The following is a 4121-nucleotide window of genomic DNA, read 5'->3' as shown; positions in this document are numbered from 1 at the left end:
GGAGCGACCGCACCTGTCCTTAAAATACAAAACGCCCGACGCGGTGCATCGGGCGTTGGGGTGAAAAAGGTGTAAACCTATTTCAGGACTAGACACAGCCCTTATATGGGTGGCAGCGCTTGCCCAATGGATGGCTGCAGGTATGCTGATCCCCTGCCGAGGAGATAGAAATGGCCTACGATTTTGACCTTTATGTGATTGGTGCCGGTTCCGGTGGTGTGCGGGCTGCGCGGTTTGCTGCTGGTTTCGGTGCGAAAGTAGCGGTGGCTGAAAGCCGTTATCTGGGCGGGACCTGCGTCAACGTTGGCTGCGTGCCGAAGAAGCTGCTGGTTTACGGCGCGCATTTCGCTGAAGACTTTGAGCAGGCGTCCGGTTTTGGCTGGAGCCTGGGTGAGGCGAATTTCGATTGGGCGACGCTGATCGCCAACAAGGATCGCGAGATCAATCGCCTCAACGGCATTTATCGCAATCTGCTGGTGAACAGCGGCGTGACCCTGCACGAGGCTCACGCGAAGATCGTTGGTCCGCATGAAGTCGAAGTCAATGGTGAGCGCTTCACTGCAAAAAATATCCTGATCGCCACCGGTGGCTGGCCACATATTCCGGAGATTCCGGGGCATGAGCATGCGATCGGTTCCAATGAGGCGTTCTTCCTCAAAGAGCTGCCCAAGCGCGTATTGGTCGTGGGTGGTGGTTACATCGCGGTCGAGTTTGCCGGGATCTTCCACGGCCTTGGCGCGAACACGACATTGCTGTATCGCGGCGACCTGTTCCTGCGCGGCTTTGACGGTGCGGTGCGCAAGCACTTGCAGGAAGAACTGACCAAGCGCGGCATGGACCTGCAATTCAACGCCGACATCGCCCGCATCGACAAACAGGCTGACGGCAGCCTGAAAGCCACCCTCAAGGATGGCCGAGTGCTGGAGGCCGATTGCATTTTCTACGCGACCGGTCGCCGTCCGATGCTGGACAACCTGGGCCTGGAAAACACCGATGTCCAGCTCACCGACAAAGGCTTCATCAAGGTTGACGAGCAATACCAGACCATTGAGCCGTCGATTCTGGCGTTGGGCGATGTCATTGGTCGTGTGCAGCTGACGCCAGTGGCATTGGCCGAGGGCATGGCGGTGGCGCGGCGTCTGTTCAAACCGGAGCAATACCGTCCGGTGGATTACAAGATGATCGCGACAGCAGTGTTCAGCCTGCCGAACATCGGCACTGTCGGCTTGACCGAAGAAGAGGCGCGCGAAGCGGGTCATGATGTGGTGATCTTCGAGAGCCGTTTCCGGCCGATGAAGCTGACCCTGACTGAATGTCAGGAGAAAACGCTGATGAAGCTGGTGGTCGACGGCAAGACCGATAAGGTTCTCGGCTGCCACATGGTCGGTCCGGACGCGGGCGAAATCGTCCAGGGCCTGGCGATTGCGCTGAAGGCTGGCGCAACCAAGCGCGACTTCGACGACACGATCGGGGTGCACCCGACGGCCGCCGAAGAGTTTGTCACCATGCGTACACCGGTCGGCGCTTAAGCGTCTTTCGGTTTGGCTGAGTCTGGCGCTGCCGTAACGGTAGCCGCCAGACGCAGGCTGTCTTCCAGGCTCGCTTGAGCCTTGGTCAATTCCTTTTCCAATGACTGATTCAGCAGCGTCTGCTCTTCGACGTTCTGCTTGAGCGCCTGGCTTTCCAGCGCTGCCACACGCAGACGTTCCTGGAGGAGGGTGCGCTCGCTGTCAACGCGCGTGGCTTGCTCCAGCAATTGATCCTGGCGCTGGTTGCTGTGCTTGAGCTGGTCTTGCGTCAGGCTGAGTTCGCGTTGAGTGCCGCGGTTCTCGGTGAGCAAGCGTTCGTTGTCGCGATGCAGTTGGGTAATTTCATCCTGTCGCACCAGCGCGCTTTGCTGGGCCTGACGCAGCTCCGCCTGAATTTGCTGCACTTGCCCTTCGTGGCGGCTCTGTTCCTGCTCGCGTTGTTCCTTTGTGGCGTTACGGTAGTGCTCCAGTGCATCGCGGGCATGCAGGTGCTTTTCTTCCAGCGAGCGGATCTGCTCGTCCTTGTCCTGCAAGCGCAATTCAAAATCGGCCAATGCCTGATTCAGGCCGGCATTGCGGGTTTGTTCGGTTTGCAGCATTGAGCGGGTATTGCCCAACGCTTCCGATTCGCGCTCCAGTGCCGCGCCTTGAATCTGGTGCTGGTGCTCCAGTTGCTCAAGAGCCTGGCGAACCTGTTTCAGTTCGGATTCGAGTGCCTCGCGTTGCTCCTCAAACTGCTCGCGAGCCTGTTCGATAGGTTCTTGCGCCTGTTCTTTAAGGCGCTGAGCAAGGCGCGAAACCAGTGCGGTCAGTTCGTCATCAATGGGCTCTGCCGACGCTTTGATCGGCTGAGCGCCGTCATCCAGCTCTTTCAGATAGCGATGGATCGTGGTTTTCGAGCCGGTGTTACCCATTTCAATGCGTACTGCATCGATGCTCGGGTGTTCGCCGCGGGCCAGAATTGCTGTGCGCGCGATCTGAACCAGTGCTTTGGTAATGCCGCCACGGGCCATGTGAACTCCTACGTTTACGTACTGTGGTACATGCCACTCAAGTACGCAGTGTACCATGCTGATTATAAAGTTAAATCTTTGATATTTTAGAGGCGGGATATACTGGTATTACCCAGTGTCAGGCGGCAAAATGCGCTTGAACACCCTTGAATCAGTACGCCAGCGAGAAAACAGCCCATGAGCGATCTGGATCGCTACCTGCAAGCCGCCACCCGTGACAACACCCGTCGCAGCTATCGCGCCGCCATCGAGCATTTCGAAATAACCTGGGGTGGGTTTCTGCCGGCTACAGCCGACAGCGTTGCGCGATATCTGGTGGAGCATGCCGGCGTGCTGGCGATTAACACGCTGAAGCTGCGTCTGTCGGCGCTGGCGCAGTGGCACAACAGCCAGGGTTTTGCCGACCCGACGAAAGCGCCCGTGGTGCGCAAAGTGTTCAAAGGCATTCGGGCTCTGCATCCCGCGCAAGAAAAGCAGGCCGAGCCTTTGCAGTTACAGGATTTGGAGAGAGTCATCGATTGGCTGGAACAGGAAGCTCTGGCTGCGAAGGCGCAGCAGGATCGTCCGTCGCTGCTCAAGGCTTATCGTGATCGCGCGCTGATTCTTCTGGGCTTCTGGCGCGGCTTTCGCAGCGATGAACTGTGTCGCTTGCAGATCGAGCACGTGCAGGCGCACGCCGGCAGCGGCATTACCTTGTATCTGCCGCGCAGCAAGGGTGATCGGGAAAACCTCGGTCAGACTTACCAGACTCCGGCACTGCTCAAGCTGTGTCCGGTGCAGGCTTACATCGACTGGATCAACGAAGCGGCGCTCGTGCGCGGCCCGGTTTTTCGCAGCATCGACCGCTGGGGCAATCTGAACGAGGAGGGCCTGCACGCCAACAGCATCATTCCGTTATTGCGTCAGGCACTGGAGCGTGCCGGGATTGCTGCCGACCGCTACACCAGTCACTCATTGCGCCGGGGCTTTGCAACATGGGCGCATCAAAGCGGCTGGGATTTGAAATCGCTGATGAGTTACGTCGGCTGGAAGGATATGAAGTCAGCCATGCGCTATGTCGAGGCCAGCCCATTCCAGGGGATGGCTCGGGTTACGGAAAAACCACTGTCGCCCTAGAGATCGTTTTCTTCTATTAATACAGTCCGCTAATAGCGAAAACAAATCAGCAGCATCAGGTTTGCCAATGAGCCATCCGTCGAGTGAGTGGGTAGGATTCACCCCATCAACTTCATAACCCCTGACGGAGAGTCATCAATGCCTATCATCAACAGCCAAGTAAAACCGTTCAAAGCTACCGCGTTCAAAAACGGCGACTTCGTTCAAGTCTCGGACGCTGACCTGAAAGGCAAGTGGTCGGTAGTGTTCTTCTACCCAGCCGACTTCACCTTCGTTTGCCCAACCGAGTTGGAAGACCTGGCTGACAACTACGCTGAATTCAAGAAACTCGGTGTAGAGATCTACAGCGTTTCCACCGATACCCACTTTGCTCACGCTGCCTGGCACAACACTTCGCCAGCCATCGGCAAAATCCAGTACACCATGATCGGCGACCCGACTCAGGTCATCTCCCGCAACTTCG

4 protein-coding genes are annotated in these 4121 nt (G+C 57.5%); 3 read left to right on the top strand and 1 reads right to left on the bottom strand.

Going from position 1 to position 4121, the window contains the following annotated elements:
- Window positions 1–170 precede the first annotated feature (170 nt).
- On the top strand, window positions 171–1529 hold the full coding sequence (gorA, locus tag ACIQVE_RS04335; protein ID WP_402804898.1) for a glutathione-disulfide reductase: 1359 nt from the start codon (window positions 171–173) through the stop codon (window positions 1527–1529).
- Here gorA and ACIQVE_RS04330 read toward each other — a convergent pair.
- On the bottom strand, window positions 1526–2542 hold the full coding sequence (locus ACIQVE_RS04330) for a DNA-binding protein (RefSeq protein WP_402804896.1): 1017 nt from the start codon (window positions 2540–2542) through the stop codon (window positions 1526–1528). The genes gorA and ACIQVE_RS04330 overlap by 4 nt on opposite strands.
- A 177-nt stretch (window positions 2543–2719) precedes the next feature.
- On the opposite strand from ACIQVE_RS04330, the gene ACIQVE_RS04325 reads away from it, so the two are divergent.
- Together ACIQVE_RS04325 and ACIQVE_RS04320 are read left to right on the top strand one after the other, a co-directional pair.
- Complete coding sequence (locus tag ACIQVE_RS04325) at window positions 2720–3658, top strand: site-specific integrase (RefSeq protein ID WP_402804894.1); 939 nt, start codon at window positions 2720–2722, stop codon at window positions 3656–3658.
- Window positions 3659–3796: 138 nt separating this feature from the next.
- Window positions 3797–4121 (top strand): redoxin domain-containing protein (locus tag ACIQVE_RS04320; RefSeq protein ID WP_402804893.1); only part of this gene is annotated, 325 nt, incomplete at its 3' end.

The sequence above is a fragment of the Pseudomonas sp. NPDC098747 genome, from assembly GCF_044760045.1.
Taxonomy (GTDB): domain Bacteria; phylum Pseudomonadota; class Gammaproteobacteria; order Pseudomonadales; family Pseudomonadaceae; genus Aquipseudomonas.
This window is presented reverse-complemented; position numbering and strand designations above follow the sequence as displayed.

Excerpts from the sequence above, each read along its gene's own strand:
- gorA (WP_402804898.1), top strand. The coding sequence starts at position 171 with ATGGCCTACGATTTTGACCTTTATGTGATTGGTGCCGGTTCCGGTGGT.
- ACIQVE_RS04330 (WP_402804896.1), bottom strand. The coding sequence starts at position 2,542 with ATGGCCCGTGGCGGCATTACCAAAGCACTGGTTCAGATCGCGCGCACA.
- ACIQVE_RS04325 (WP_402804894.1), top strand. The coding sequence starts at position 2,720 with ATGAGCGATCTGGATCGCTACCTGCAAGCCGCCACCCGTGACAACACC.